This window comes from Arthrobacter sp. 24S4-2 (assembly GCF_005280255.1).
Classification (GTDB): domain Bacteria; phylum Actinomycetota; class Actinomycetes; order Actinomycetales; family Micrococcaceae; genus Arthrobacter.
Genome location: NZ_CP040018.1, coordinates 288,753 through 313,616 on the forward strand (window position 1 = coordinate 288,753; position 24,864 = coordinate 313,616).

General features: G+C 66.1%; 26 protein-coding genes and 1 pseudogene. 18 read left to right on the plus strand and 9 right to left on the minus strand.

Annotation, left to right across the window (positions count from 1 at the left end):
• Window positions 1-47: 47 nt before the first annotated feature.
• The 3 genes from FCN77_RS01440 to FCN77_RS01450 form a co-directional block, all read right to left on the minus strand.
• Window positions 48-1,064, minus strand: coding sequence for an NAD-dependent epimerase/dehydratase family protein (locus tag FCN77_RS01440; RefSeq protein WP_137320806.1), 1,017 nt, complete (start codon window positions 1,062-1,064; stop codon window positions 48-50).
• Complete coding sequence (locus FCN77_RS01445; protein WP_137320807.1) at window positions 1,061-2,032, minus strand: aldo/keto reductase; 972 nt, start codon at window positions 2,030-2,032, stop codon at window positions 1,061-1,063. Before FCN77_RS01445 ends, FCN77_RS01440 begins: the two co-directional genes overlap by 4 nt.
• A 67-nt stretch (window positions 2,033-2,099) precedes the next feature.
• Window positions 2,100-2,945 (minus strand): aldo/keto reductase, encoded by an 846-nt coding sequence (locus FCN77_RS01450; protein WP_254678803.1) that lies wholly within the window; start codon window positions 2,943-2,945, stop codon window positions 2,100-2,102.
• Window positions 2,946-3,183: 238 nt separating this feature from the next.
• On the opposite strand from FCN77_RS01450, the gene FCN77_RS01455 reads away from it, so the two are divergent.
• The 3 genes from FCN77_RS01455 (at window position 3,184) to FCN77_RS01465 (ending at window position 6,218) form a co-directional block, all read left to right on the plus strand.
• Window positions 3,184-4,101 (plus strand): helix-turn-helix transcriptional regulator, encoded by a 918-nt coding sequence (locus tag FCN77_RS01455; RefSeq protein ID WP_137320808.1) that lies wholly within the window; start codon window positions 3,184-3,186, stop codon window positions 4,099-4,101.
• Window positions 4,102-4,265: 164 nt separating this feature from the next.
• Window positions 4,266-5,474, plus strand: coding sequence for an aspartate transaminase (locus tag FCN77_RS01460; protein WP_137320809.1), 1,209 nt, complete (start codon window positions 4,266-4,268; stop codon window positions 5,472-5,474).
• Window positions 5,475-5,543: 69 nt separating this feature from the next.
• The gene (locus FCN77_RS01465) at window positions 5,544-6,218 is read left to right on the plus strand and encodes a 4-carboxy-4-hydroxy-2-oxoadipate aldolase/oxaloacetate decarboxylase (protein WP_137320810.1); all 675 of its coding nucleotides are present in this window, start codon (window positions 5,544-5,546) and stop codon (window positions 6,216-6,218) included.
• 98 nt (window positions 6,219-6,316) lie between these two features.
• On the opposite strand, the gene FCN77_RS01470 is transcribed toward FCN77_RS01465, so the two are convergent.
• Entirely contained in the window at window positions 6,317-6,544 is a 228-nt protein-coding gene (locus tag FCN77_RS01470) for a hypothetical protein (protein ID WP_137320811.1), read from the minus strand.
• 155 nt (window positions 6,545-6,699) lie between these two features.
• Window positions 6,700-7,617, minus strand: a complete 918-nt coding sequence (locus FCN77_RS01475) for a LysR substrate-binding domain-containing protein (RefSeq protein ID WP_137320812.1) — start codon at window positions 7,615-7,617, stop codon at window positions 6,700-6,702.
• A gap of 338 nt (window positions 7,618-7,955) precedes the next feature.
• Between FCN77_RS01475 and FCN77_RS01480 the strand changes: the two genes are divergently transcribed.
• The 6 genes from FCN77_RS01480 to FCN77_RS01505 all read left to right on the plus strand — a co-directional run bounded on the left by FCN77_RS01480 (window position 7,956) and on the right by FCN77_RS01505 (window position 13,084).
• A complete protein-coding gene (locus FCN77_RS01480; RefSeq protein WP_137320813.1) occupies window positions 7,956-8,747 on the plus strand; it encodes a LamB/YcsF family protein in 792 nt (263 codons plus the stop codon).
• A 1-nt stretch (window position 8,748) separates the two neighbouring features.
• Window positions 8,749-9,468: an allophanate hydrolase subunit 1 gene (locus FCN77_RS01485; protein WP_137320814.1), complete on the plus strand. Its 720-nt coding sequence runs from the start codon at window positions 8,749-8,751 to the stop codon at window positions 9,466-9,468.
• Window positions 9,465-10,478: a biotin-dependent carboxyltransferase family protein gene (locus FCN77_RS01490; RefSeq protein WP_137320815.1), complete on the plus strand. Its 1,014-nt coding sequence runs from the start codon at window positions 9,465-9,467 to the stop codon at window positions 10,476-10,478. The genes FCN77_RS01485 and FCN77_RS01490 overlap by 4 nt, the downstream gene beginning before the upstream one ends.
• A 54-nt stretch (window positions 10,479-10,532) precedes the next feature.
• Window positions 10,533-11,873: an MFS transporter gene (locus FCN77_RS01495; RefSeq protein ID WP_137320816.1), complete on the plus strand. Its 1,341-nt coding sequence runs from the start codon at window positions 10,533-10,535 to the stop codon at window positions 11,871-11,873.
• A 112-nt stretch (window positions 11,874-11,985) separates the two neighbouring features.
• On the plus strand, window positions 11,986-12,735 hold the full coding sequence (locus FCN77_RS01500) for an SDR family oxidoreductase (protein WP_137320817.1): 750 nt from the start codon (window positions 11,986-11,988) through the stop codon (window positions 12,733-12,735).
• 151 nt (window positions 12,736-12,886) lie between these two features.
• A complete protein-coding gene (locus tag FCN77_RS01505) occupies window positions 12,887-13,084 on the plus strand; it encodes a hypothetical protein (protein ID WP_137320818.1) in 198 nt (65 codons plus the stop codon).
• A gap of 85 nt (window positions 13,085-13,169) precedes the next feature.
• Here FCN77_RS01505 and FCN77_RS01510 read toward each other — a convergent pair whose 3' ends face one another.
• Both FCN77_RS01510 and FCN77_RS01515 read right to left on the minus strand, forming a co-directional pair.
• Complete coding sequence (locus FCN77_RS01510) at window positions 13,170-13,379, minus strand: dodecin (protein WP_137320819.1); 210 nt, start codon at window positions 13,377-13,379, stop codon at window positions 13,170-13,172.
• A gap of 127 nt (window positions 13,380-13,506) precedes the next feature.
• The gene (locus tag FCN77_RS01515) at window positions 13,507-14,376 is read right to left on the minus strand and encodes an SGNH/GDSL hydrolase family protein (protein ID WP_137320820.1); all 870 of its coding nucleotides are present in this window, start codon (window positions 14,374-14,376) and stop codon (window positions 13,507-13,509) included.
• Between the two features lie 162 nt (window positions 14,377-14,538).
• Here FCN77_RS01515 and FCN77_RS01520 point away from each other — a divergent pair, with 162 nt between their 5' ends.
• Window positions 14,539-14,796, plus strand: coding sequence for a metal-sensitive transcriptional regulator (locus FCN77_RS01520; protein ID WP_137320821.1), 258 nt, complete (start codon window positions 14,539-14,541; stop codon window positions 14,794-14,796).
• Window positions 14,797-14,865: 69 nt separating this feature from the next.
• Here FCN77_RS01520 and FCN77_RS01525 read toward each other — a convergent pair whose 3' ends face one another.
• Window positions 14,866-15,576, minus strand: a complete 711-nt coding sequence (locus FCN77_RS01525; protein WP_137320822.1) for a FadR/GntR family transcriptional regulator — start codon at window positions 15,574-15,576, stop codon at window positions 14,866-14,868.
• 152 nt (window positions 15,577-15,728) lie between these two features.
• On the opposite strand from FCN77_RS01525, the pseudogene FCN77_RS01530 reads away from it, so the two are divergent.
• The 7 genes and pseudogenes from FCN77_RS01530 to FCN77_RS01560 all read left to right on the plus strand — a co-directional run bounded on the left by FCN77_RS01530 (window position 15,729) and on the right by FCN77_RS01560 (window position 22,975).
• Window positions 15,729-17,269: pseudogene (locus FCN77_RS01530) on the plus strand (four-carbon acid sugar kinase family protein).
• A gap of 29 nt (window positions 17,270-17,298) precedes the next feature.
• The gene (locus FCN77_RS01535) at window positions 17,299-18,198 is read left to right on the plus strand and encodes an NAD(P)-dependent oxidoreductase (protein WP_137320823.1); all 900 of its coding nucleotides are present in this window, start codon (window positions 17,299-17,301) and stop codon (window positions 18,196-18,198) included.
• Window positions 18,199-18,313: 115 nt separating this feature from the next.
• On the plus strand, window positions 18,314-19,780 hold the full coding sequence (locus FCN77_RS01540) for a GntP family transporter (protein WP_137320824.1): 1,467 nt from the start codon (window positions 18,314-18,316) through the stop codon (window positions 19,778-19,780).
• The gene (locus FCN77_RS01545; RefSeq protein ID WP_137320825.1) at window positions 19,780-20,700 is read left to right on the plus strand and encodes a class II fructose-bisphosphate aldolase; all 921 of its coding nucleotides are present in this window, start codon (window positions 19,780-19,782) and stop codon (window positions 20,698-20,700) included. The genes FCN77_RS01540 and FCN77_RS01545 overlap by 1 nt, the downstream gene beginning before the upstream one ends.
• Window positions 20,701-20,751: 51 nt before the next feature.
• Window positions 20,752-21,144 carry a DUF1304 domain-containing protein gene (locus FCN77_RS01550; RefSeq protein ID WP_137320826.1) on the plus strand — a complete coding sequence of 131 codons (393 nt, stop codon included), beginning with the start codon at window positions 20,752-20,754 and terminating at the stop codon, window positions 21,142-21,144.
• A 107-nt stretch (window positions 21,145-21,251) separates the two neighbouring features.
• Entirely contained in the window at window positions 21,252-22,619 is a 1,368-nt protein-coding gene (locus FCN77_RS01555; protein ID WP_137320827.1) for an acyltransferase, read from the plus strand.
• Entirely contained in the window at window positions 22,616-22,975 is a 360-nt protein-coding gene (locus FCN77_RS01560) for a GNAT family N-acetyltransferase (protein WP_137320828.1), read from the plus strand. The genes FCN77_RS01555 and FCN77_RS01560 overlap by 4 nt, the downstream gene beginning before the upstream one ends.
• Window positions 22,976-22,995: 20 nt before the next feature.
• On the opposite strand, the gene FCN77_RS01565 is transcribed toward FCN77_RS01560, so the two are convergent.
• Complete coding sequence (locus FCN77_RS01565; RefSeq protein ID WP_137320829.1) at window positions 22,996-23,733, minus strand: GAF and ANTAR domain-containing protein; 738 nt, start codon at window positions 23,731-23,733, stop codon at window positions 22,996-22,998.
• Window positions 23,734-23,862: 129 nt separating this feature from the next.
• Here FCN77_RS01565 and FCN77_RS01570 point away from each other — a divergent pair, with 129 nt between their 5' ends.
• Complete coding sequence (locus FCN77_RS01570) at window positions 23,863-24,543, plus strand: hypothetical protein (protein ID WP_137320830.1); 681 nt, start codon at window positions 23,863-23,865, stop codon at window positions 24,541-24,543.
• Window positions 24,544-24,864 lie beyond the last annotated feature (321 nt).

Consider the following 24,864-nt stretch of genomic DNA (forward strand, 5'->3'; position numbering starts at 1 on the left):
GCCCAACCCGCCGGCGCCTACGGCCCGCGCGCCCAACCCGCCGGCGCCTATGGCCGGCGCGCCCAACCGGCCAGCCGGTCGCTGAGGTCCATGAAGCCGGCGTCGATCTTCTGCAGCGCCGGGTGGGCATCGTGCCAGCGGACAATCTCCCGGGCCCCTTCCGCGAACGGGATGGAGCACTGGAACGACGGCACCAGCGACTTGATTTTTGAGTTGTCGAACACCACGGAGTGCGCCCTGTCCCCGAGCAGCCACGGGCCCCGTTCGGGGTCGTGGGTGGCAATGGTTTCCGAGGCAACGTGCACCAGTTCCGGTTGGGCGACCCCTGCTGCCCGGGCAAACAGCCGGTACACCTGGTCCCACGGAAGGAACTCGTCGGAGGTGATGGTGTAGCTCTCGCCCACCGACTGCGGCCGGCCCAGCAAGCCCACGAAAGCCTTGGCGAAGTCCCGGCTGTGCGTCAGCGTCCACAGCGATGTGCCGTCCCCGTGGACCAGCACTGGCAGTCCCTGCCGCATGCGGTGGATGTCCGTCCAGCCGCCCAGCAGGGCAATCCTGGTGCGGTCGTAAGTGTGCGAGGGGCGGACCACGGTTACCGGGAATCCGTCGTCGCGGTAGGCCCGCATCAGCAGGTCTTCGCAGGCGATCTTGTCCCGCGAGTACTGCCAGAAGGGATTCCGCAGCGGCGTCGATTCCAGGATGGGCAGCCGTGCGGGCGGTTTCTGGTACGCGGAGGCTGAACTGACAAACACGTACTGTGCGGTGCGGCCCGAGAACTGCCCGACGGCCGCCGCGGCGTGTTCCGGTGTGAAGGAAATGAAGTCCGCCACGGCGTCGAACTCGCGTTCGCCCAGGGCCCCGCGCACGGCGGCGGCGTCCCGGATGTCCGCGTTGATCACTTCGGCGCCTTCCGGAGCCGGCCGGTCCGTGGATTTCCCGCGGTTCAGGATGGTGAGCCGGTGGCCCAGCGCGACGGCGAGGTCCGCCGCCGCCGCGCTGATCACGCCGGTCCCGCCGATGAACAGGATGTCCGACGGCGCCGCCACCTTTTGCGGAAAACTCACCAGGCGTAGTCTTCCGGGGCGGTGCGGTGGCCGGGGAAGATGTCATCGAGCCGCTTGAGCGCGTCGGCGTCGAGCGTTACCTCCAGTGCCCGGATGCCGGCGTCGAGCTGTTCCTGCGTTCTCGGACCGACGATCGGTGCGGTGACCGCGGGCTGGTGCAGCAGCCAGGCGAGGGCGACATCCCCGGGTTCGTGGCCGAGGTCATCGGCCAGGTCCTCGTACTGGCGGATCTGTTCGTGGTGCTTCTTCAGCGTCTCGGCCGCCCGTCCTTCGGTGCGGCGGACGCCGTTGCGCTCCTTCTTGAGCACGCCGCCCAGCAGGCCGCCGTGCAGCGGCGACCAGGGGATCAGCCCCAGCCCGTACTGCTGTGCGGCCGGGATGACTTCCAGCTCCACATTGCGCGTGAGGAGGTTGTAGATGGACTGCTCGCTGACCAGGCCGTTGAAGTGACGGCGCGAGGCCGCTTCCTGGGCCTGGGCGATGTGCCAGCCGGCAAAGTTGCTGCTGCCGGCGTAGAGGATCTTGCCCTGCTGGACGGCCACCTCCATTGCCTGCCAGATTTCGTCCCACGGGGTGTTCCGGTCGATGTGGTGGAACTGGTAGACGTCGATGTAGTCCGTCTGCAGCCGCTTCAGGCTCGCATCCAGGGCACGCCGGATGTTCAGCGCGGACAGTTTGGATTCGTTGGGCCGGTCCGTCATGGTGCCGTAGAGCTTGGTGGCAAGTACGGTGCGTTCGCGGCGCTCGCCGCCCTGGGCGAACCAGCGGCCAATGATTTCCTCGGTCCAGCCGTGGCGGCCCGAGCCGCCGTACACGTTGGCGGTGTCGAAGAAGTTGATGCCGGACTCCAGCGCGGAATCCATGATGGAATGCGCGGCGGCTTCCTCGGTCTGCGGGCCGAAGTTCATGGTGCCCAGGCACAGGCGGGAGACTTTCAGGCCGGAACGGCCCAGTTGGGTGTACTGCATGCTGAGGGATCCTTTGGTTATTGAGGTTTTTAGTTTTGGTGCAGTGACGCGGCTGGCCGCTTGGCAGCTACATCTGGCTGAAGGCCGCGACCGCGGGGTCGGCGCCCGCGCGGGCACCGGACTCGAGGGCGGTGATTTCGGTGAGTTCGGCGGGGGAAAGCCCGACGGCGACGGCCCCCAGGTTCTCCCGCATCCGCTTCGAGTCGGCTGACTTGGGGATGACGATGGTGCCCTGGGCGAGGTGCCAGGCGAGCACGACCTGGGCCGGCGTGGCGCCGTATTTGGCGGCCAGGGCTTTCACCGCGGCGGCATTCAGGTCTGCTCCCTGGCCGAGCGGGCTGTAGGCCTCCACGGCAATGCCTAGGTCCCGGCACTTGGCTGCCAGTTCCTGCTGCTGGAACGTGGGGTGGATTTCGAACTGGTTTACGGCAGGGACCACCTCCGCTTCCGGGAGGAGCGTGTCCAGGTGCTCCGGCAGGAAGTTGGAGACGCCGATGGCCCGGACCTGGCTGTTTGCGTACAGCTTCTCCATCGCCTTCCAGGCTTCGGTGAACAGCCCCTGCGACGGCACCGGCCAGTGGATCAGATAGAGGTCCACGAACTCGACGCCGAGCGCCTTGCGACTGTTCTGGAAGGCCTCGTGGGCAGTGCCCTGTTCGCCGTTGCGCAGCTTGGTGGTGATGAAGATTTCCTCGCGCGGAATACCCGATGCGGCGATGGCGGCACCGACGCCGGCCTCGTTGCGGTAGGCCGCGGCGGTGTCTATGTGGCGGTAGCCTGCCTCGAGCGCGTCTTCGACGATGCGCTGCGTTTCTTCCGGCGGCACCTGGAACACTCCGAAGCCGAGCTGCGGGATCTGAACGCCGTTGTTGAGGGTCAGTTGCGGGATGGTGGTTTCATGCGTCTGGGACATCGTCGATTCTTCCGGTGGTAGGGCTGGATTCCGGCGCCAGGACACTGGCAAGGCACTTGCAAGGCGCTGCCAAGGAGCGGGCAGGGCTCGCGGGAAACCGCTTTCGTGCTGGCTATGCATTGAGCCTATGCACATTGTGATGCTGTGTCAGTAGGGGTGCCTATTCCTGTTTTTCCTAGGACTGGCAGTCCTACCTTCGTTGTAGAAAGACTGCCTCCGGCCATGCACAATGGAAGGCATGGGTCAGAGCGCCGAGTTTGGAAAATTCCTGAAGGCCATGCGGTCACGGCTGAAGCCGGAGGACGCCGGGCTGCCCGGGACCTCCGCAGCCCGGCGGGTCCCCGGGCTGCGCCGTGAGGAAATTGCCCGGCTGGCGGACGTCAGCACGGACTACTACACGCGCCTGGAGCAGGGCCGCAACATCCACCCGTCCCGGGCAGTGCTCGATTCCGTGGCGCGGGCGCTGCGCCTGGATTCCAGCGAGCAGGCACACATGATGGACCTCCTGGAGCACTGTGCGGAATCGCAGCGTCCGGGGGTTCCGGCCCAGGGCGTCCGGCCGGGGCTGCGTCAGCTTCTGGATGCGGTGGGTGATGTTCCCGCCCTGGTTTTGGGCCGCCGGAGTGACGTGCTGGCCGGCAACCGCCTGGCTTTCCTGCTGTTTGCCGACTTCACAGCGCTGCCGGCGGGGGAACGGAACCTGACGCGATGGCTGATGCTGGAGCCGCGTGCCCGGGAACTGTTTCGGGACTGGAAATCCGTCGCAGCCGAAGCGGTCGGTGCCCTCCGCGTTGACGTTGGCCGGCACCCCAACGATGCCCAGGCCAACCAGCTGGTGGGCGAGCTCGCGGTGCACAGCGAGCACTTCCGCCAATGGTGGGCGGGTCACCGGGTGGCGACGCCCTCGGCCGGCAACCTGCGGCTCCACCATCCCGTGGTGGGGGACCTGGAACTGAACTTTGAAAACCTGGTGCTGCCCGACGACCCGGACCAGGTGCTCCGGGTGTTTTCCGCGAAGCCCGGTTCGCCGTCGGCCGATTCCCTGACACTGCTGGGCAGCTTCGGCGCCGGAGACGCCGGTGCGGCGCCGGCATCCACCGACAGCCAACGGGCCACACAAATAGCTGATGTCAGCGACGCCGGCGGCGCTTCCTAAGCCCGGCGCAGCCGGCAATTCCGCCGGATTGTCCCCGCCGGGGACATAAGTTCTGCTTATCCGTCCACGCAGAATAGGTCTTATCCATTCCTCCGCCGAGTCCCTACGCTCGAATGAAGGAACCGTTCTTTGGTTGCGTCCCACTCAAGAACCTGGAAGAGACCATGCCTGATTTTTCCCCCGCTGCCCGCGTCAGCCGCATCAAATCGTCTCCTAGCGTGGCGGCCGCCGCGAGGGTACGGGAACTCAAAGCCGAGGGCCGCCGCATCCTTGACCTGACGGTCGGTGAGCCTGACTTCGATACGCCGCAGCACATCAAGGAAGCGGCCATCGCCGCCATAAATGCCGGTGAAACCAGATACACCTCCGTCAGCGGCACCGCAGTGCTCCAGAAAGCCATCCTTGGCAGGCTCGAATACCACACCGGGATCAGGTTTGAACCGGACCAGATCACCGTGGGCGGCGGGGCGAAACAGGTAATCTTCCTGGCGCTCATGGCCACTCTGGACGCCGGCGACGAGGTCATTATTCCGGCCCCTTACTGGGTGTCCTACCCGGACATGGTCCTGGCCAACGACGGTACGCCCGTCATTGTCTCCTGCACGGAGGAGGCCGGCTTCAAACTCACGCCGGAAGCGCTGCGCGGGGCCATCACGCCGCGCACCAAGTGGCTGATCCTCAACGCGCCGTCGAACCCCACCGGTGCCGTCTACAGCCGCGGGGAACTCCGCGCCCTGGCCGCGGCCCTTCGGGACTTCCCGCAGGTCAACGTCCTCACCGATGAAATCTACGACGAGATCTACTTCGGCCAGGGCCGGATTGCGAGCCTCGTCGAGGTGGCCCCGGAGCTGCGGGACCGGATTTTCCTGGTGAACGGCGTGTCCAAGGCCTATGCGATGACAGGGTGGAGGCTTGGCTATGCGGCCGGTCCCGCGCCGCTCATCGCAGCCGTGAACAAGCTCCAGTCCCAGATGTCGTCCTGCCCGTCCTCCGTCAGTCAGGCGGCCGCGGCGACCGCCCTGTCGGGTCCCCAGGACTTCGTCAGCGAGAGCGTGGCCGTCTACCGGGACCGCCGTGACGCCGCCGTGGCGGGCCTCAACGCCGTCGACGGCCTGCACTGTGCCCCGGCCGAAGGCGCTTTCTACGCGTACGTAAACTGCGCCGGCGTCATCGGAAAGCGGACGCCGGACGGCGCCCAAATCACCTCCGATGAGGACTTCACGCTGTACCTCCTCGATGCGGCGCATGTCGCCACGATCCACGGATCGGCCTACGGGCTCGGACCGTACTTCCGTATTTCCTTTGCCACCGGCCTGGACATCATCCAGGAAGCGACTGCGGCCATCGACAAGGCCGTCCGGGCCCTCAGCTGAGTTCCGGCGCACGCGCCGGATACCCGCGTCATCCAACCCTGAATTCCCACTCCCGTTAGGAACCCTGCCATGATCCACGTCAAGACCAACATCGAACGCCCGGACGCCGACGTCGTCAGCCGGCTCGCCGCGTTTTCTTCCGCCACCATCCACGAAGCCCAGGGCCGCAAGGGCGCGCTCAGTTCGCGGATCAAGCCGATCGACCGGTCCATGTCCTTCTGCGGACCCGCCGTGACCGTCCGCTGCGCCCCGCAGGACAACCTGATGCTGCAGGTGGCCATCCACTACGCCCAGGCTGGCGATGTTGTCCTGGTGGCGGCGGGGGAATACGAGGAAGCCGGTACATTCGGCGACGTGCTGGGCAACGCCATGAAGTCCAAGGGGATCGCCGCGATGGTCACCGACTCGGGCGTACGCGACACGCAGGACCTGATCGAGCTGGGCCTGCCCGTCTTCTCAGGCAACATCTGCATCAAGGGCACGGTGAAGGAGACCCTGGGTCCCATCAACCACCCGGTCGTGTTCGGCGACGAAATCATCTACCCCGGGGACATCCTCCGGGGAGACGCCGACGGTGTTGTTGTGGTCCGCCGTGAGGAAGCCGAGGAAGTCATCGCCCTCTCGCAGGCACGCGACGACGCGGAACGCGAGCTGATCAGGCAGTACCACGACGGCGGCACCACCATTGAGCTCTGCAAGCTGACCGACGTCCTCAAAGCCAAGGGGCTGCTCGTGGAAGTTTAGGAAGGCCGGAGGGTTCGCTCTAAGCCGCCGGCAACGCAGGAAGGCCCAGCCAGCACTTGCTGACTGGGCCTTCTCCTATCCGTTCGCGCTTACGTGGCCTAGTCCGCCAGCGGGCTCCTGGTGTCGACGAGGTACCAGGTGGTGCCGCGGCCCGACGAGGTGGGCATGATGCTGCCCTCGAAGACGAATAGCGGTTCCCCGACGCCGCCCGCCGGGCCAGGCTGGGCGCGCCAGAAACCGTTGACCGGGCAGTGGCTGCCCGTCCTCGCAGCCAGGCGGGTGCCTTGGCCGGAGCCCATCCTGGCAGCAGTTCCTGTTTTCTTCATGGCAATATTCCTTGTGTTTCCCGGAATTCCCCTGCGGGGAATGTGATCATTTGTTTCTTTGATCCTAGGGAAATTATTCCACCATGAATAAGACAAAATCCGCGTGCCCTGATAAGCCGCGGCTATGCCTCTCCGAGGGGCGGGCGGATTGTCGGCTACTCGCCGTATTTCCGGTTCAACATATCCTGAAGCATTTCCTTCAAAATAATCAAAACGGCGGAGCCGGCTTCGGAAAGCGGCTCGTGGTCGGGAGTGCACAGGGCTATCTTCGACTGCAGTGCAGGCCCGGTGATCCGCAGCACCTGGAAGTCCTCGTCGTGGAACAGCGCATCTGCCGCGGATCTCGGCAGAACCGTTGCACCGAGGTTCGCCCGCAGCAGCCGGGCAAGGGACGGAACGGACTCCACCTCGCCCATGAGGCGCAGCTTCAGCCCGTTCTCATCGAATCCGCGCTCCACGATCTGCCGGAGCGTGTGGATCCTCTCCGGCAGGAACAGGCCGAAGCCTGCCGCCTCGTGCAGGCTGATTTCCGTTGCTTCCGGCGAAATGCCCGCCTCGGGGCTGATCACCAGATAAAGGTCTTCGACGATCATGGTGGTGAACTGGACACCGCGGATGGGTCCCGGTTCATAGATGAGCGCCATGTCCAGGCGGCCGTTTTTGATGGCTTCGCTCAGTACGCCGCCATAGATTTCGGTCAGGTGCACGGTGATGTCCGGATAGCGGCGGTTGACCTCGCTGATGATCTGCGGGGCGAGGCTGGAGGCCATGCTGTAGGGGGCGATGGCCACCGACACCCGGCCGGTGGGGGTTGCCCCGGACGTCTCCACGTCCTTCCGTGCCTGCTCCACCTGCCGGAGGATCATCTGGGCGTGCCGGTACAGCGTATGTCCGGCTGCCGTTGGCTCGACGCCTTTCTTGCTGCGAATGAGCAGCCGCTGCTTGAGTTCGTTCTCCAGGGACGACACCTGCTGGCTCAGGGCCGGCTGTGCCACATGCAGGGTTGCCGCGGCCTTTGTGATGCTGCCCGAGTCTACGATCTGGACGAAGTACGCCAGCTTCCTCGTGTCCACGCTTTCCGACCTTTCTCAAGACACACCCGGGAACCGGAGGTCATAGCCCGATTCTATGTCCGGGCACCCGGCCTGCCTCCGGGGCCCGGTTCCGGCCCGGCAGTGCCCGTCCGGTCATAAGGACTTCCTATCACGGGACAGGGAATAGGTCTTTGTGTGATGTCCATCTCGATGCTTGAATCTATTCAAGCAAATGTTACCCAAATGCGGAAATTCATAACGGAATCCGATGGGGGCATTGGAATTATTTATGGATTCCCGAATTTACGTACATGAAATAAGTTTCCCTTAATGTTCCTAAAAAGGCATTGACCACCATTCACGATAGTGAGGCAAAGATGAATCCGACGGTTGATCTCGTCGCCGATCTGGGCGAAGGCTTCGGCGCCTACACCGTGGGGGACGACCGTGCCCTCCTCGAGGTCGTGTCCAGTGCGAACATCGCCTGCGGCTTCCACGCCGGAGACCCGGACATCATGGACGCCACGGTTGCCGAATGCGTACGCCGCGGAGTCGGGATCGGCGCCCACCCCAGTTTTCCCGACCTGCGGGGCTTCGGCCGCCGGGCCATGGACCTGACTCCCGGCGAAGTCCGCACCGATGTCCTCTACCAGCTGGGCGCGCTGTCCGCCTTTGCGGCGTACCAGGGAACCCGGGTGGCCCACCTGGCGCCGCACGGACGCCTCGGAAACCTCGTAGCCACGCGGGCCGACTACGCGGCAGCCGTGGCAGACGCCGCGTGCGGAACCGATCCCCGCCTCATCATTCTGGCCCAGGACGGAGAACTCGCCCTGGCAGCGGCCGATCGCGGCCTCGACGTTGCAATCGTCGGAATCGCGGACCGTGCCTACAACGCCGACGGCACCCTGGTGCCCCGGGGCCAGGACGGCGCTGTGATCCATGATCCTTCAGTGATCGTGGAAAGGACTGTGCGGATGGTCTGCGAGGGCCTGATTGAAACTGTTGCCGGCGTCGACATCCCCATCCAGGCCGACACTATCCTGCTCCACGGCGACAACGCCGGCGCCGTGCGGCTTGCCCGGCTCATCCGGTCCGAGCTCACGGCGGCGGGTGTCACCATCGCCCCACTGGACCAGGTGCTCGCAACCAGGAAGGAAAAGGTGGCCTGACATGTCCGCCAACGCAGCGGCCATCGAGGTGCACGAGTCCGGTGACTCTGCCCTGCGCGTGGTGGCAGTGGATGCCGACCGTGAAGCCAACTGGACAACGGTGCACCGCCTCGCCGAATGGCTGGAATCCTCGGGAGCGGACGGCGTCCACGGCGCCGTCCCCACGTACGACTCCGTGCTGGTCGAGTTTGATGCCCGGACCACGTCCGCGCGGCAGGTCAAAGCCTTCATCCAGCTCGGGATCCGGCAGCTCGGCAACGCCGATACCCCGGTCCGGGAGCCGCGCGGGTTCGAGGTTCCCGTGGTCTACGGCGGTGAGTACGGGCCAGACCTGGAAGGCGTGGCAGAGCAGCAGGGACTCAGTGCTGCCGACATCATCCGGCTGCACTCTGCCGGGTCCTACATCATCCGGTGCCTCGGAGCTCCCGCAGGATCGCCCATGATGGACGGTCCGGACTTCGCGCTCCCTGTGCCCCGGCTCAAGGATCCGCGGCTGAGCGTTCCGGCCGGTGCCGTCGCGGTCGCGGGCCGCCAGGCCGTCATCGCACCGGCCACCGCCCCCGGCGGATGGTGCGTCATCGGCCAGACACCGCTGACGCTGCTTAACCTGGCCAACGAACCGCTGGTCCCGTATATGCCGGGAGACACGCTGCGCTTTATGCCCATTGCGGCTGGTGACTTTGCCCGGTACGCCGGACGCTACCTGGAGCCACTGCGATGAGCGGAATCCTGACCATCAGCCAGCCGGGTAACTCCGTTGTCACCGACCTGGGCCGGTTCCGCGGGCCGCGTTTCGGGCTGCCCGTGAACGGCGCCCTCGACCAGTTCTCCGCCAGGGCCGCCAACATCCTGGCCGGGAATGAGGACAACGACCCGCTCATCGAAATCACGGCACTGGACTTCCGGCTGGGGACCGACGCCGACGTCCTTATCGCCGTCACGGGTGCGCCGGTCACCGTGTCAGTCGGCGGCAGGACCTGCCCGCAATGGGAACCTGTGTCCGTCCGGGCCGGCGAAACCCTCGCGATCCGGGGAATGACGGGCGGGCTCCGGGCCTACCTGGCCATCCACGGATCTGTCGCGGCACCCAGCCTGCTGGGAAGCTGTGCCCCGGATACCGTCGTCGGCTTCGGCCTCAAACTGACGGAAGGGACGCAACTGGAGGTCCGCCGCAGCGTCGCCCCGGTCCGCCAGCCCTATTTCGACCTGCCGCTCTTCCGGCTGGGGCTCAACCGTCCCGAGTTCGGATCCGAGCGCGTGGTGGACGTCACCGACGGCCCGGACATCGAAGAGTTCGGCAAATCGGCAGAACTGCTGTTCTCCTCGGGCTACACCGTCAGCGGTCGCAGTAACCACATCGGCCTCCGCCTTGGCGGTGAATTGCCGGAACGGCAGTCATCCGCAGAAATGCTCTCGCGGGGCGTTCCCGTCGGGGCGGTCGAGGTGCCGTCCCGGGACGAGCTCCTGGTCCTGCACCGCGGCCGGGGTGTCACCGCCGGATATCCGGTCCTGGCCGTGGTGACCAGCATGTCCCTGGACGTCCTGGCCCAGGCCCGGCCAGGCCATACGGTCACTTTCCGACAAACCACTGTGGCCGAGGCCGCCGCCTCACTCCGGGCGGCCACGCGCCAACTCGAAAACCTCCGGGCCGCCGTCACCACGGTGTTCGGCCTCCTCGGGATCGGCGCCCAGGCCCACTGGCACGATCTGGCTCCGGCAGTAGGAAGCTAAAAACACTCGCATCAGCTCCAAAGCCTTGCTACCCTCCCCTTAGTTAGGAAAGCCATGTCAACTTCAACGCGTGCGGCCCAGCCGCATCAAGAGCGGCTCAGCAGCAAGCAGACCCGCAAGGTCGTCACAGCCGGCTGCGTCGGCATTTTCGTGGAACTGTACGACAACGGCATCTTCGCCTTTATGGCCGGGACGCTGGCCCTCGTCTTCCTGGCGCCCGGAAACCCGGACAATGCGTTGCTGTTTGTTTTCGCAGGTTACGCGGTGTCATTCTTTGTCCGGCCCCTTGGCGCAGTGGTCTGCGGGTTCCTGGGAGACCGGATCGGGCGGCAAAAGCTGCTGGTCTTCGTCATCCTCCTGATCAGCATCGCCACCGCCGGCATCGGGTTCCTGCCCGCCTACTCCGCGATCGGCATCGCAGCCCCCGTCCTCCTCGTGTTGCTCCGCATGCTGCAGGGCTTCTCGGTAGGCGGCGAGGCTGCCGGCGCCATGACCTTCCTGGCTGAGCACGCCCCGGAAGGCAAGCGCGGCATCATCACTTCGTACGCCCAGATCGCATCCTTCGCGGCTCTCCTGACCGGCACGCTGGTGGCGTTCTCCATGTCGCCGTGGCTCACCCAGGCGGCGATCGATGGCGGCGGCTTCGGTGCCTTCGCGTGGCGCATTCCGTTCCTTGTCGCCATCCCCATGGGCATCATCGGCTGGTACATCCGCAAGGCCATTAGCGACACCCCCAACTTCGTCAAGCTCAAGGAAGAGGGCGGCCTGTCCAAGAACCCCCTCAAGGAAGCCTTCAAGTCCGCAGAACACCGCCGCGCCATGCTCCTGGCCCTGTTCATCCCGCTCATGAACGGCTCCGGCTACTATGTCCTGTTCTCCTACATGCCCACCTTCCTGAAGGGCAAGCAGCTGAACTTCACCATCGGTGAGGCGCTCATCGTCACCGCCTGCAGCCTCGTCGCCATCTGCATCGCCATCCCGTTCATGGGCGCCCTGTCTGACCGGGTGGGACGCAAGAAGGTCATCGCCGGCTCGGCTATCGCCATGGCAATCGTCGGCATCCCGGCCTACGCCCTGATCGCCACTGGCAACATGGGACTCGCCATCCTCGGCGCCTGCATAATGGCAGTGGTCTTCGCCGGCCACACCGCCGTCATCCACATCCTGATCGTGGAACTGTTCCCCACCCGCGTCCGCTACTCCGCGTACGGCCTGGGCTACAACATCTCCTCAGCCGTCTTCGGCGGCACCGCCCCGCTGCTCATGACCTGGCTCATTTCGAGCACCGGCAACATCTACATGCCGGCGTTCTATGCAGTCATCACGGCGCTGGGCACCCTCGCCGCCGTGAGCACGGTAAAGGACCGCGCCCACGAGCCGCTGCGCGACGCCTGACCGGCCTGCGTAACCGCCCTCCTTCGGCAGGTCCACAGCACCTTGGCCGGGCCCCGCTCCGGGGCCCGGCCGCCCAACTCTTCCCTTCCGCCTAACTCATCATGGAGACCTGATGCCTTTTTCCGACTACACCACAGCCCTCGTCACCGGCGCATCCACCGGCATGGGAGCCGCCATCACTGAACGGCTCGCCAAGCGCGGGCTGACCGTCCACGCCGTCGCCCGCAACCAGGAACGGCTTGAAGAACTGGCGGACCGCACCGGCGCCGTCCCGCACGTTGTGGACCTCACGGACACCAAGGCCCTGGCCGCGGCGATCGACGGACTCAAGGTCGACGTGCTGGTGAACTGCGCCGGCGTCTCCCGTCCCGGCAACATCCTGGATTCCTCCGAGGACGACGTCGACGAACTGGTGGACGTCAACCTTCGCGGGCTCCTGCACCTGACCCGGCTCATCCTGCCCGGCATGGTGGAGCGCGACCTCGGCCACGTGGTGAACATCAGCTCCATCGCCGGTGTGTACAACTTCTACGGACATACCGTCTACCACGCCACCAAAGCGGCGGTGCACCAGATCTCCCGCCAGCTCCGGAACGACACCGTGGGCAAGCGGATCCGCGTCACCGAGATCTGCCCGGGCCGGGTGGAGACGGAAATCTTCGGCCGCAACCTGGGCGGCACGCCGGAGGCGATGGAGGAAGCATGGAAGACGTACTACGAAGGCTACGAATCGCTGACCACCGATGACATTGTCAACGCCCTGGACTACGCCATCGAAGCCCCAGGCCACGTGAACCTGGGAATGATGGAAATCATGCCCACGTTCCAGGTCCCGGGCGGTCTCGTTTTCGATCGGCGCTAACCCTTTTCCGCGGGCGGCTGGCCCCGACGGCACCGGACTGTGCAGCTGCCTTGTGGACGCGGTTGAATATGGGCAACCGCCCATTGGGGGAGCGCGGCGGCTTTCCTAGCCTTGGGGTAGACCTTTTCACCACCAAGGATGGGATTCAACGATGAAGCGCATCGCACTGCTCCGGGAACGAGTGGACACCTCCGGCGCCACCGGAACGCACTGCCCCGTATCCGGATTGTGGGCGCCTGACACCGCCCCGCATGAGGGCCAAACCTTCTTTGAAGGACACATTTTTCCGTCTTACAACGGGTCTCCGACCATCTGGCGCCGCAGCACGGCGGGCACCACCTCCCGCTGAAACTGCGGCCGCTAAAACGGAGGCGAACCGCGGCCGCGGCCGCGGGGCCACGGTTCGCCTGACGCCGTCCAGCAGCTCCGCGCTGTCAGCGCTCCAGGCGGAAGCCCAGCTTAATGGTCACCTGCCAGTCGGCCACCTTGCCGTCTTCCAGGTGGCCACGGACTTCCTTGACCTCGAACCAGTCCAGATTGCGCAGGGTTTTGGCCGCCTCGGCGATCCCGTTGCGGACCGCGGCGTCCACGCCTTCACTCGAAGTTCCGACAATTTCAGAAATGCTGTAGGTGTGATTCGACAACTTCGCTCCTCATAATCTCCATTGACACCCGGAACTGCGGGCCGTCCCTGCAGATTAGCGGACGGAGGACGGAACGACTAGGGCTTCGGCACGCTTTTGGACTCCGGGGCGAGGGCGCAGCGGGAACTCAGCGGTCGGGGCCCGCCGGCAGGGGGCCGTGCGGCAGGCCGGGCCCAAACACAGGGCCGGGCTCCGGGCGCTTGGCCGTCAGGCCCAGTGTTGCGGGGCGCTGCCGTACCCGGCGGAGCACCCACGGGAACAGGTACTCCCTGGCCCAGACCAGATCGTTACTGCGCGCCTGCCGCCATGTACCGGTGGGCAGGACCTTCGGTTCAAGTGGTTTCAGGGTGTGGGAGACATTAAGCGTCTCCAACACCATTGCCGCGATAGTGTGATGCCCCAGCGGCGAAAAGTGCAGGCGGTCCGGATCCCACATCCGCGGGTCCGTCAGTTGCCGCAGTGTCCAAAGGTCTGCGACTACGCCGTCATGCCTGGCTGCTATGGTGCGGAGGTCTTCATTGAAAATCGCTACTTTGCCGCGAATGCGGCTGAACACGGGGATGTTGCCCCAGTCCGGTCCGGTGAAGAGCACCACGGTTGCCCCGGTGTCGCTGAGCCGTCCGATGACAGGGTCCAGCCTCTCTGCCAGCTTGTCGGGGTCGGCGCCGCGGAACACGATGTCGTTGCCTCCCGCGGAGAGGGTGACCAGGTCCGGTCTGAGTTCGATCGCCGGCCCCACCTGGTCATCGATGATCTGCTGGAGCAGACGGCCCCGGACCGCAAGGTTGGCATACGCGAAATCCCCATGGTTCACGCTTAGCTCTTCCGCGACCCGGTCCGCCCAACCCCGGACACCGCCGGGGCTCCGAGGTTCCGGATCGCCAAAGCCCTCGGTGAACGAATCTCCCAACGCCACATACCGGCCCCACGGGTGCGGATCTGGCGTGGGCGCCGCGGAACGACTCCTCGCCGGGCCCGGGATGCTGGACGTGCTCATCCTCCTATGGTGAGCTTCTGTTTCGTTGGAAAATAGGGTCGAAAGGCGCAAAACCGGTGCGGTGCGCAGCCTCCTGTCACCACCTGGCTGTGTGGATATTTGAGCAGGCGAATACAGAGGGGGTATATGATGGAAGGATCTTTGGAGCCCATGGAGGACGCAATGGAACTCGACCCAGCCGAGATGAAACCCGTCATTAACCGCCTGCGCCGCGCTCAGGGGCAGCTGGCGGCCGTGACCCGGATGATTGAAGAGGGGCGCGACTGCAAGAGCGTGGTCACCCAACTGGCCGCGGTTTCGAGCGCCCTGGACCGGGCCGGCTTCTCCATCATCGCCACCGGCCTCCAGCAGTGCATGCAGCAGGAGGACCCCACCATGGACAGGGCCGAACTGGAGAAGCTCTTCCTCTCGCTCGCCTAAAACCCTGCACAGCGGCCCGGCGTCCGCCTCGCCTAAGCCCGCGGGCCGGCCCACGCGCAGCCCGCGCCGTCAGGCGGTCTGTGCCTCCAGCACGTAAGTCTTCAGGTCGTCCAGGGTCTGCTGCATGTGGGCGTCCATGGCGCTCCGGGAGCGCGCGGCGTCCCGTGACCCGAGTGCCTCGGCAATGGCCTGGTGGTGTCCGATGGCATGCTCCTGGATGTCCCGGAACTTGGACGTCTGCGTCCGGCGTTTCTCCAGCACACGGTGCAGGGGTTCAAACAGGACCGCCACAAACACATTCTCCGAGGCGCGCAGGATCAGGTCGTGGAAGGCCAGGTCAGCCTCGACAAAGGCGGCCAAGTCGTTGGACTGATGGGCCTGGCGCATGGCAGCCACGTAGCCGTGCAGGGTGTTGACGTCGGCGTCGCTGATGCGGCTGGCCGCCAGTTCGCAGGCTCCCGTTTCCAGCATCCGGCGGAGCTCAATCAGCTGGATGGCCGCGGAGGCGTCGTTCTTTCCCTCCGATGCCGCGCGGAGGACGGCCTCGAGGGAGGCCCAGCGGTTGAGCGGGTTGACGAACGTGCCCCGCCCGCGCTCCACGCTCAGGATGCGCTGGGCTTCGAGAGTCTTCATGGCCTCGCGCACGGTCATGCGGCTGACTTCGTGCTTGGCGCTGAGTTCCAGTTCGCCCGGCACGCTGGCTCCGGGAGGAAATTCGCCGGCAATGATCCGGTCCAAGAGCTCATCAGCCACCACTCCGACCAGTGATTTCCGTGCCATTTTCCCCCATTCAGCGGTGAGCGACGATTTGTCCGACAAGTCTACTTGCGCGTCCCTTGTGCCTTGTGCCACACTAGCATTCAAATGTTAGATGTCTGACATCTTACAAATACCTACCCGCAGCAGAGATTTCATACACAACGGAGTGCAAAATGCCCCTTGAAGCAGATGTGCTGGCCGCCTTCCCGGCAGAAGTCCAGATTCCCGCTGACCTGGTTGCCAGTGCTGTCGCGGCGTCGTCGGCAGCCTCCCCCGGGTTTTGGTAGTGCTCGACGACGACCCCACCGGCACGCAGTCCGTTGCGGACCTGCCCGTGCTCACCCGTTGGGACGTTGCCGACTTCACCTGGGCCTTTGCCCACATTCGGGAGAACAAGACCAAGGCCGCCGTCTACGTGCTGACCAACACCCGCAGCCTGGACCCGGCCGAGGCTGCCGCCCGCAACGAGGAAATCGTCCGGAACGCCCTGGCCGCTGCCGGTGCCACTGAAGGCACCACCGCCGGTTCCAGCGCCGGCACCAGCGCCGTTTCCAGCCTGCGGCTGGGGTTCGTCAGCCGCAGCGACTCCACCCTCCGTGGCCACTACCCGCTCGAGCCGGACGTCATTGCCGCCACCGTCGCCGCCGTCAGCGGCGAGGCGACTGACGGCGTCGTCATCATTCCGGCGTTCCCCGACGCCGGACGCGTGACCATCGGCGGCGTGCACTACACACGCGGCACCGGCGCCGACGCCGGCACGCTGACCCCCGTGGCCGAGACGGAGTTCGCGAAGGATGCCTCCTTCGGCTTCGCCAACTCCGAAATGGCCAAGTACGTCCAGGAGAAGTCGCAGGGGCGCTTCGCCGCGGATTCCGTCATCGTCCTGGACCTCAACACCATCCGTGCCTCCACCGATCCGCATATCACCGCCAAGGCCATTGCCGACGCCATTGAGTCCGCTACCGACTCCACCCCGATCGTCGCGGACATCGTCTCCGAAAACGACCTCCGCGCCCTCTCGCTGGGCCTCGAGGAAGCTGAACTCCGCGGCAAGAAACTCCTGTACCGCGTGGGACCGCCGTTTGTCCGTGCCCGGATCGGCCAGGAAATCCGCACCGAACTCAGCGGCGAAGAGGCTTACGCCGGCAACACGCCCTCGGAAGCCGGCGGCCTCATCGTGGTGGGCTCCCACGTCGGCATCACCACCCGCCAGCTCAAGGCTCTTACCGAACAGCACAACGCAGCACGCATCGTCGAGATCGACGTCGAGAAGCTTGTCGCCGCCGAAACCGAAACAGGCGGCGTGGCCAACTACCTTGACGAGACTGTGGACACGGTGGTCGGGGCGCTGCACAGCGGCGACGTCATCGTGCACACCAGCCGCCTGCTCATCAGGACGGACGACCCCGCCGAGAGCCTGCGGATCGCACGCACGGTGTCCGCCGCCGTCGTCGCCGTCGTGAACCGCACGCTCAAGACTTTCCCGCCGCGCTTTGTGATCGCCAAGGGCGGCATTACGTCCTCGGACGTCGCCGCACACGGCTTGGAAATCCGGCACGCGATTGTCCGCGGCCCCATGCTCCCGGGCATCGTGAGCCTGTGGGAGCCGGTGGACGGTCCCGCCAAGGGCATCCCGTACATCGTCTTCGCCGGCAATGTGGGCGATGACCAGTCCCTCGTCGATGTCACGCGCAAGCTCAGCAACACCTTCTAGCAGAACACCAAGATTCAACGGAGAACACCATGACCAGCAACTACACCATCACCGTCCTGGGCCTCGGCGCCATGGGCCTGCCCATGGCCACCCGCCTGGCCAGCCAGCTCACCGTGCACGGCTTCGACATCGCCGAGCCCCGCCTGAAGCTCGCCGAGGAAGCCGGCATCCGCACGTTCGCTTCCGCCCGCGAAGCCTCGGAAGGCGCCGACGCCCTGCTGCTGGCGGTGCGCAACGGCGAACAGCTCAACGATGTCCTCTTCGGCGCGAACGGCGTGGCCTCCGTGCTGAAACCGGGCGCCGTCGTGATCCTGGGCAGCACCGTGGGCACGGACGCCATCCCGGCCACCGTGGAGCGCCTGGCCGAATACGGCGTCGAACTGGTGGACGCGCCCCTTTCCGGCGGCCCCAAGCGCGCCGGCGAAGGCGACCTGCTGATCGTGGTGGGCGCTTCCCCCGAGGCCCAGGAAAAGGCCCGCCCGGCCCTGGAGCTGCTGGCCTCCACCCTGACCGTTGTGGGCGACAAGCCCGGCGACGGCCAGGCCCTCAAGACCGTGAACCAGCTCCTTTGCGGCGTCCACATCGCAGCCGCAGCCGAAGCGCTGGCCTTGGCCGATGCCCTGGGCCTGGACCAGGAGAAGACCCTCAAGGCCCTCGAAGCCGGCGCGGCAGGTTCGTTCATGCTCTCCAACCGCGGCCCGCGCATCCTCGAGGCCTACACCGAGGAAGGTGCCGAGGTGCTCAGCCGCCTGGACATCTTCGTCAAGGACATGGGCATCGTGGGCAAGGCCACCCGCGCGGCCGGGCTCGCCGCCCCCGTTGCCGCGGCTGCCGAACAGCTGTACCTCCTGGGCCAGGCCCAGGGCCTCGCCGCCGCCGACGACTCCGCAGTCATCAAGGTTGTCGCTCCCACCAAGCGCACCGCGTAGCTCCGCCTCACCACCCCGATTCAACACAAGCCCGACGACGGCGGTCCCCCCTCCGCCGTCGTCGAACTACCCCCGTCGGCCAGCCGTGCTGGTCTGTCAAAGGAGACAATCCCCAATGAACCCCCTGATCAATTCGTTGATGGTGCGGGCGGCTGACGCCCCCGTCATCAAGCCGGCCGTGGAGCTGGGTACTCCGCTGCTGCTGACCATCGCCGCCGCCGGCGTTGCGCTCCTGCTGGTCATGATCATCCGTTTCAAGGTCCAGGCTTTCGTGGCGCTTCTAACGGTCAGCATCCTGGTGGCCGTGGCGGCCCAGATCCCGCTCAAGGACGTCTTCACCGTGGTTTCCAACGGCGTTGGCAGCACCATGGGCAAGGTCGCCCTGCTGATCGCCCTCGGCGCCATCCTCGGCCGGATGATCGAAGTCTCCGGCGGCGTCCAGTCCCTCGCCGACCACTTCACCGCCAAACTCGGCGCCAAACGCGTGGCCGTCGCCCTCACCGCTGTCGGGTTCCTCGTCGCGATTCCGGTGTTCTTCGAGGTGGGCATCATCGTGCTCGTCCCCATCGTCTACGCCTTCTCCAAGATCGCCAACGTCCATCCGGTCAAGTTCGGCCTGCCCATGGCCGGCATCATGCTTGCCATCCACGTGGCCGTGCCGCCGCACCCCGGAATCGTTGCCGGCGCCGGCGTGTTTGGCGCCGATATCGGACTGATCGCCCTGATCTCGCTGACCATCTGCGTGCCGCTCGGCTTCCTGTCCTACTGGGTCGCATCGATCATGAACCGCAAGGACTATGAGCTGCTGCCCGCCGTGAAGGCCCAGGTGGAGGAATTCGGTTCCGCTTCGCTGGTGCACGTGGGCCACGACGGCCCCGGAGCCCACGCAGTCGCGCCGCCGCGTCCCGGCCTGATCATCTTCCTCATCGCCGCCCCGATCTCCCAGATCCTGCTTGGCACCGTCGGGACGCTGGCAATCAGCAAGGACAGCGCCTGGTACGGAGTGGCGGCGTTCGTCGGCAACCCGTTCTTCGCCCTCCTGGTGGCCGTTGCGCTCTCGTTCTTCCTCCTGGCCGTCCGCCGGCAGTGGTCGCTCAAGGAAACCGGGGAAATCTTCGAAGGTGCACTGCCGCCCATCGCCTCCATCCTGATGGTCGTCGCGGCCGGCGGCGTCTTCGGCGGCGTCCTGCAGGTCTCGGGCATCGGCAAGGCGCTGTCCGAAACCCTTGACACGCTTGGTGTGCCGCTGCTGCTGCTCGCCTTCATCATCTCGCTCGCCCTCCGTGCCGCCCAGGGTTCGGCCACCGTGGCCATCGTGACCACCGCCGGTCTGCTCTCCTCCGCTGTCAGCGGCGGCGGCTACACGCCGGCGCAGATCGCCGTGATCGTCATCGCCATCGGCTTCGGTTCCCTGGGCCTCTCCCATGTGACCGACGCTGGCTTCTGGGTGGTGGTGCGCTACTACGGCCTCACGGTCGCGGACGGCCTCCGCACCTGGACCGTGCTCACCACCGTCCTTGGCCTGGCCGGCTTCGCCCTGACCTTCGTGGCCTGGATCCTGGTGGGAGGCCTGAGCGCCTGATGCGTGCCCGACTCGATCACCTGGTAGTTTCGGCCCTCCAGCAGGGCTCAGCCGTCCCGGCCTTCACCTGTTATGACTTCACCACCGCCCTGGCCGTGGTGGATGCGGCGGAAGAGGCCGGCCGCGGAGCCATCCTGCTGGTGGCGCCCAAGACAGCGGCCACCCCCAACGGGCTGCGCCTCATTACGGCACTGCGCGGGCTGGCCGATACTGCCGCCGTTCCCATTGCAGTGCAGCTGGACCACGCCTCCGACCTCCAATTGATAGCCGACGCCGTCGCGGCGGGGGCGGACTCGGTCCTCGCGGACGGTTCGGCCCGGCCGTACGAGGAAAACATCTCGCTGGTCCGCGAAGCGCGCGCCGTGCTGGACGCGCAAGGGCACACCGACGTCGTGATTGAAGCGGAACTGGGCGGCCTGGCCGGTGACGAGGACCGCGCGTTCGGCGCGGGCGCCGAAGGATCTTCGCCCGCGGACACAGACACGGACACAGGCGCGGACACGGGCACAGGCACAGGCGCCCGCACCGCCGGGCTGACCGACTCCGCCCAGGTGGAGGACTTCGTTGCCCGCACCGGCGCGCAGCTTCTTGCCGTGGCTGTGGGCAACGTGCATGGCAAGTACAAGGGGGAGCCGCAGCTGCGGTGGGACGCGCTGCAGGACATCGCCGTGCGCACCCACATTCCGCTGGTGCTGCACGGCGCCTCGGGCATCCCGGCCGGGGAACTGGTGAAGGCCGCGTCCATGAATGTGGGCAAGGTGAACTTCAACACCGAACTCCGCACCGGGGTGCTGGCCACGCTCGAAGGCCACACCCCCGCGCACCGGGCCGACGGCGAGAACCTCCGGGGCCTGCTGCTGAAGTGGAACGCGTCGGCGAAGACTTTCGCGGCTGGCGCTTTGGCGATGCTCACCCGGTAAGGGAAAAGCCAAACCGCAAAAAACCCGGACGGGGAAGGCTAGGATCGAGCCATGATCCCGGCCTCCCTCGTTTTCGCGTTAATCGCTGCCCTGCTGCATGCCTACATCTTCACCATGGAGTCCGTCACGTGGACCCGCCCGGCCACGTGGAAACGCTTCGGCGTTGCCTCGCAGGCCGACGCGGAGACCACCCGTCCGATGGCCTATAACCAGGGCTTCTACAACCTGTTCCTGGCCGTCGGTGCGCTGACCGGGATCGGCGCGGTCCTCCTGGGCCAGCCGGTGGTGGGTTGGACCCTCATCTTCAGCGGCTGCGGCTCCATGCTGCTCGCGGCTACCGTGCTCGCGCTGACCGGACGGAAGTACCTCCGCGCGGCCGCGACGCAAGGCACGACGCCGCTGCTCGCCGTCGTGCTGGGCCTCCTCGCGCTGCTGCCCGCCTGACGCTGAACCACCGCGGCGCGGCCGCCGCGGTGGTTGTGGCCCTTGACGGAATCCCGGCGGACAATGGAAAGTAGGCAGAGGATCGTTCCGTATCCGTAGGGAGCGCAATGGGTGTTCCGCAGCAGAAACGGCCGCCCCGGCAGGCAAGCGCGGTGCAGAACGTGCGGGCACCGGAACGCGACCCCGTCATCGACCTTGCCCGCTTCTTCTGCCTGGCCCTCGTAGTTGTGGGCCACACCATGATGGTCAGTCCGGTGCTCCACGCTGACGGCACAGTGACCACCGAGAACACCCTCGCGCTGCAGGACTGGTTCGAGCCGATCATCTGGATCTTTATGGTGATGCCGCTCTTTTTCGTGGCCGGCGGCATCACCGGGCTGCAGTCCTGGCGGCGGCTCCGGGCGAGCGGAGGCAGCGGTTTTGAGTTCGCCCAGGCCAGGCTGCTGCGCCTCGTCCGCCCGGCGGCCGCACTCTTAGCAGTCATGTTCGCAGGGCTGTGGGCGGCGCGGCTCCTCGGTGTGGAACCGCAGGTGGTGGAGCTCATTGTCACCGGCGCCGGGATGCCGCTCTGGTTCCTGGCCGCGTATCTGGCTGCCCAGCTGAACATCCCCGTGCTGGCGGCTCTCCACCACCGCGCACCGTGGCTGACGCTCGCCGGCCTCACCGCGCTGGTGGTGGCCGTGGACTGCCTACGCGGTGCCCTGCCGCTCCTGGCCTATGCCAATATCCTGTTCCTGTGGTGCGCCGTCCAGCAGCTGGGATTCATCCTGGCGGACGCGGCGCCCGGCAGCCTGGGAGCCTCGCGCCTGGTCGGTATCATCGTCGCGAGCAATCTCCTGCTGGGCTTGGTCACGGGGCTGGGGCTTTACCGCGGCAACATGCTGGTGAACCTGAATCCGCCCAATTTCTGTCTTCTGCTCCTCGGGGTTGCCCAGGCCGCGGCGCTGCAGCTCTCCCGGCCGCTGCTCGTCACGGCGGCCGCGGCAAAATGGGTGCGCGCCGTGGTGGGACTCGCGGGGCGGCGGGCCATGACCGTCTACCTGTGGCATTTGCCGCTGCTGGCAACGATGTCCGGCCTGGTTCTCCTCAGCGACCTCCCCAAACCGTCGGCCGGCACGGCGGCCTGGTGGTGGTCGCGGCCGCTCGTCCTGCTCTGCGTCGTTTCACTCCTCCTGCCGGTATTGGCACTGTTCGGACGGCTGGAGGAGCGTCCGACGGCGTCTGCGCACTCCCGGCGGCGGCCCGCTGCCGCGGTGCTGACCGCCGTCGTCGTTGTGTTTGTCCCGGTGGCTGACGCGGCGTTCAACGGTCTGACGCTTGCGCTGCTGGGCGGGGGAGCCGCCTGCTTTGCCCTGGCGGTCCTTCTCCTTGGCCGGATGCCGGTGCGGGCGCTGCCTGCCCCTGCCGACGCCGCGCCGGGGGACTCCGGCGGACCATTGCCACAGGCTCCTTTAAGTGCCAATGTCGAACCATGACGGAGAACACGGTATCAACTGAAGACACGTTCAGCCCGGACGTAACCACTGTCCGGAATGATGCCCTTCATCGCTACGAACTGCGTGTGGGCGGGAAGCTGGCCGTTCAGTCGAGGTTCATGGACAGGCCGGGGCACGTGGACTTCATCCACACCGACACGGCGGAGGATTTCAAAGGCCAGGGGCTGGCAAAGGTGCTGGCGCATTTCGCCCTGGACGATGTGGTGTCTTCAGGGAAGCGGATCATTCCGCATTGCCCTTTCATCTACGCCTACCTGAAGAAGCACGACGACGCGTACGAGCAGTTCATCGACTGGCCCGAACAGCCGCCCACGGACGACATCACAGCCTCGTAGGGCTGGCCTGAAGCTCCTGGCTAGTCGTCGAAGTGCGTTGCCGGCGCCTGGGCGGCGAACGACGCCAGCAGCTTTTCTGCAACGTCCCTCAGTTTCTGGTTCCGGCCGCTGGACGCCTTGGTGAGGATGACCATCGCTTCCGCCTGCGAGCACCGGTTCTGGCCCATGATGATGCCGGCGGCGAGGTCGATGGCGGTCCTGGATTCCATGGCGGACCGCAGGTCGTCGGCAAGCTGCTGCCGCGTGCCGATCCGCACGGCCAGCCGGAGCGACTTTTCGGCGTGGGAGGCGAAGAGTTCCGCCTTTTGGATGGCGGCGGAGTCGAAGGCGTCCGGGGCCGGAGCGAAAACGTTCAGCGCTGCGGCAGCCCCCGCGTCCAGGGTAAGAGGTACGCCCAGCACGCTGAACTGACCCTTCATGGCGATCGCCGTGCCGTATTCCGGCCACCGCTGGTCGGTTCGTGTGTCCTTGACCAGGACCGTCGTTCCCGTGTTCATCGCGTGGAGGCAGGGTCCGTCGCCAAAGTCGTGCTGGATTTCATCAAAAAGCCGGGCCCCCGGGTTGCTCCACGCCGCCGTCGTGGTGCGGCGGTGCCGGTGGAGGGTCACGGCGCAGGAAACTTCCTGCCCCAGGGTTGCCGAGAGCGAGCCCGCGGACAGCTCGCAGAGGTCCGAGAGAAAACCGTTGACGTCCACGCTGTCGATGATCAGATCCTGCAGCCGCTCCGCCACGGAGGCGTCCAGCGCGATCTCGTCCATCTTTCAAGTCTAGGTCCGCCCGGTCCGGAATGACCGGGGGCTGGCTGACAACTTGTGGCGTGGACAACAATCTCGTATGGTTTATGTGAGTTATGAAGCTGGCTCTTGGACGTCTCTTTGGGAGAAACCTTGAACCATAAACTTCGTGTCCTGGTCCGTGTGGATGTTGACCCCGGACGGGTAACCCTCGAGGCCACCGGCTGCCTCACCCAGGCCAATTACCCGGTACTCCTGCATATCATGCGGCGCGGGCGTCGCCTTGCCCCGGACCAGGGGATCACCGTGGACCTCCGCAGCGCATCCCATCTGGACCCGGAAGTCCTGATGTACCTGCGCCATATCGCCGGACGCGACGGGGGCGGCAGCCAGACCCCCACGGATCGGGCGAACGGTTCCGAAGCCTTCCAGCTCCGGCTTGTCGAGCCCGCCGAATTGCCCGTTTGCCTTGAGCACGCAGGCCTGACGGGCGGAGAGGTGGGCCTGGACGGGGAGCTTGATGCCTTGCTGGGCGGCCAGACGAGCCCCGCCCCTGATCCTGACGGCGCCTTGGCAGCAGCCGGCGAACAACGCACCGTCAACGGCCTGGAACTTTCCGAATACCTGGAGGGGAACCTGGATCCCGCGGCTACGCTCCGGGCATTGTCAGACGAGGCGCTGGGCAGGCTGGCCGACGCACTGTACCGGCACCTGGACACCCCCAGCCCCTCGTTCGGGGCCCATACCTGGTACGAACTGGCCGCGGAGGAACTTCACCACCGGCACCTGACGGAGCCTGAAGGCCCCTCCCAGGCTGAAATCGCCGCCGGCTGACGGCCGTCACGGCCTTTCCCGCCACAATTTGCCCCGGCACCTCGGCCCTTTTGGCGCGCGGGCGGATAAAGTTGGACTGACTCAGGACAGTCCGTCGTTCCTGCTCCATTGGTCTCACTCCGGAGCCGGATCCCAACCGGCCGGCTGACTGAACCGACGAGGATCCAGGGGGACAGCCAGGCGTGCTGGGGCGTAATTTGGTGGAATCCACTGGCGGGGCCCGGGGGCTTCCGCGGGGCAGCTTGGTCAGGCGTGCCCGGGCGGCAGCATGTGCTGTGGACGACGAGACGGCCCTGGCTGTCCGGAGGCAACAGTGACGCC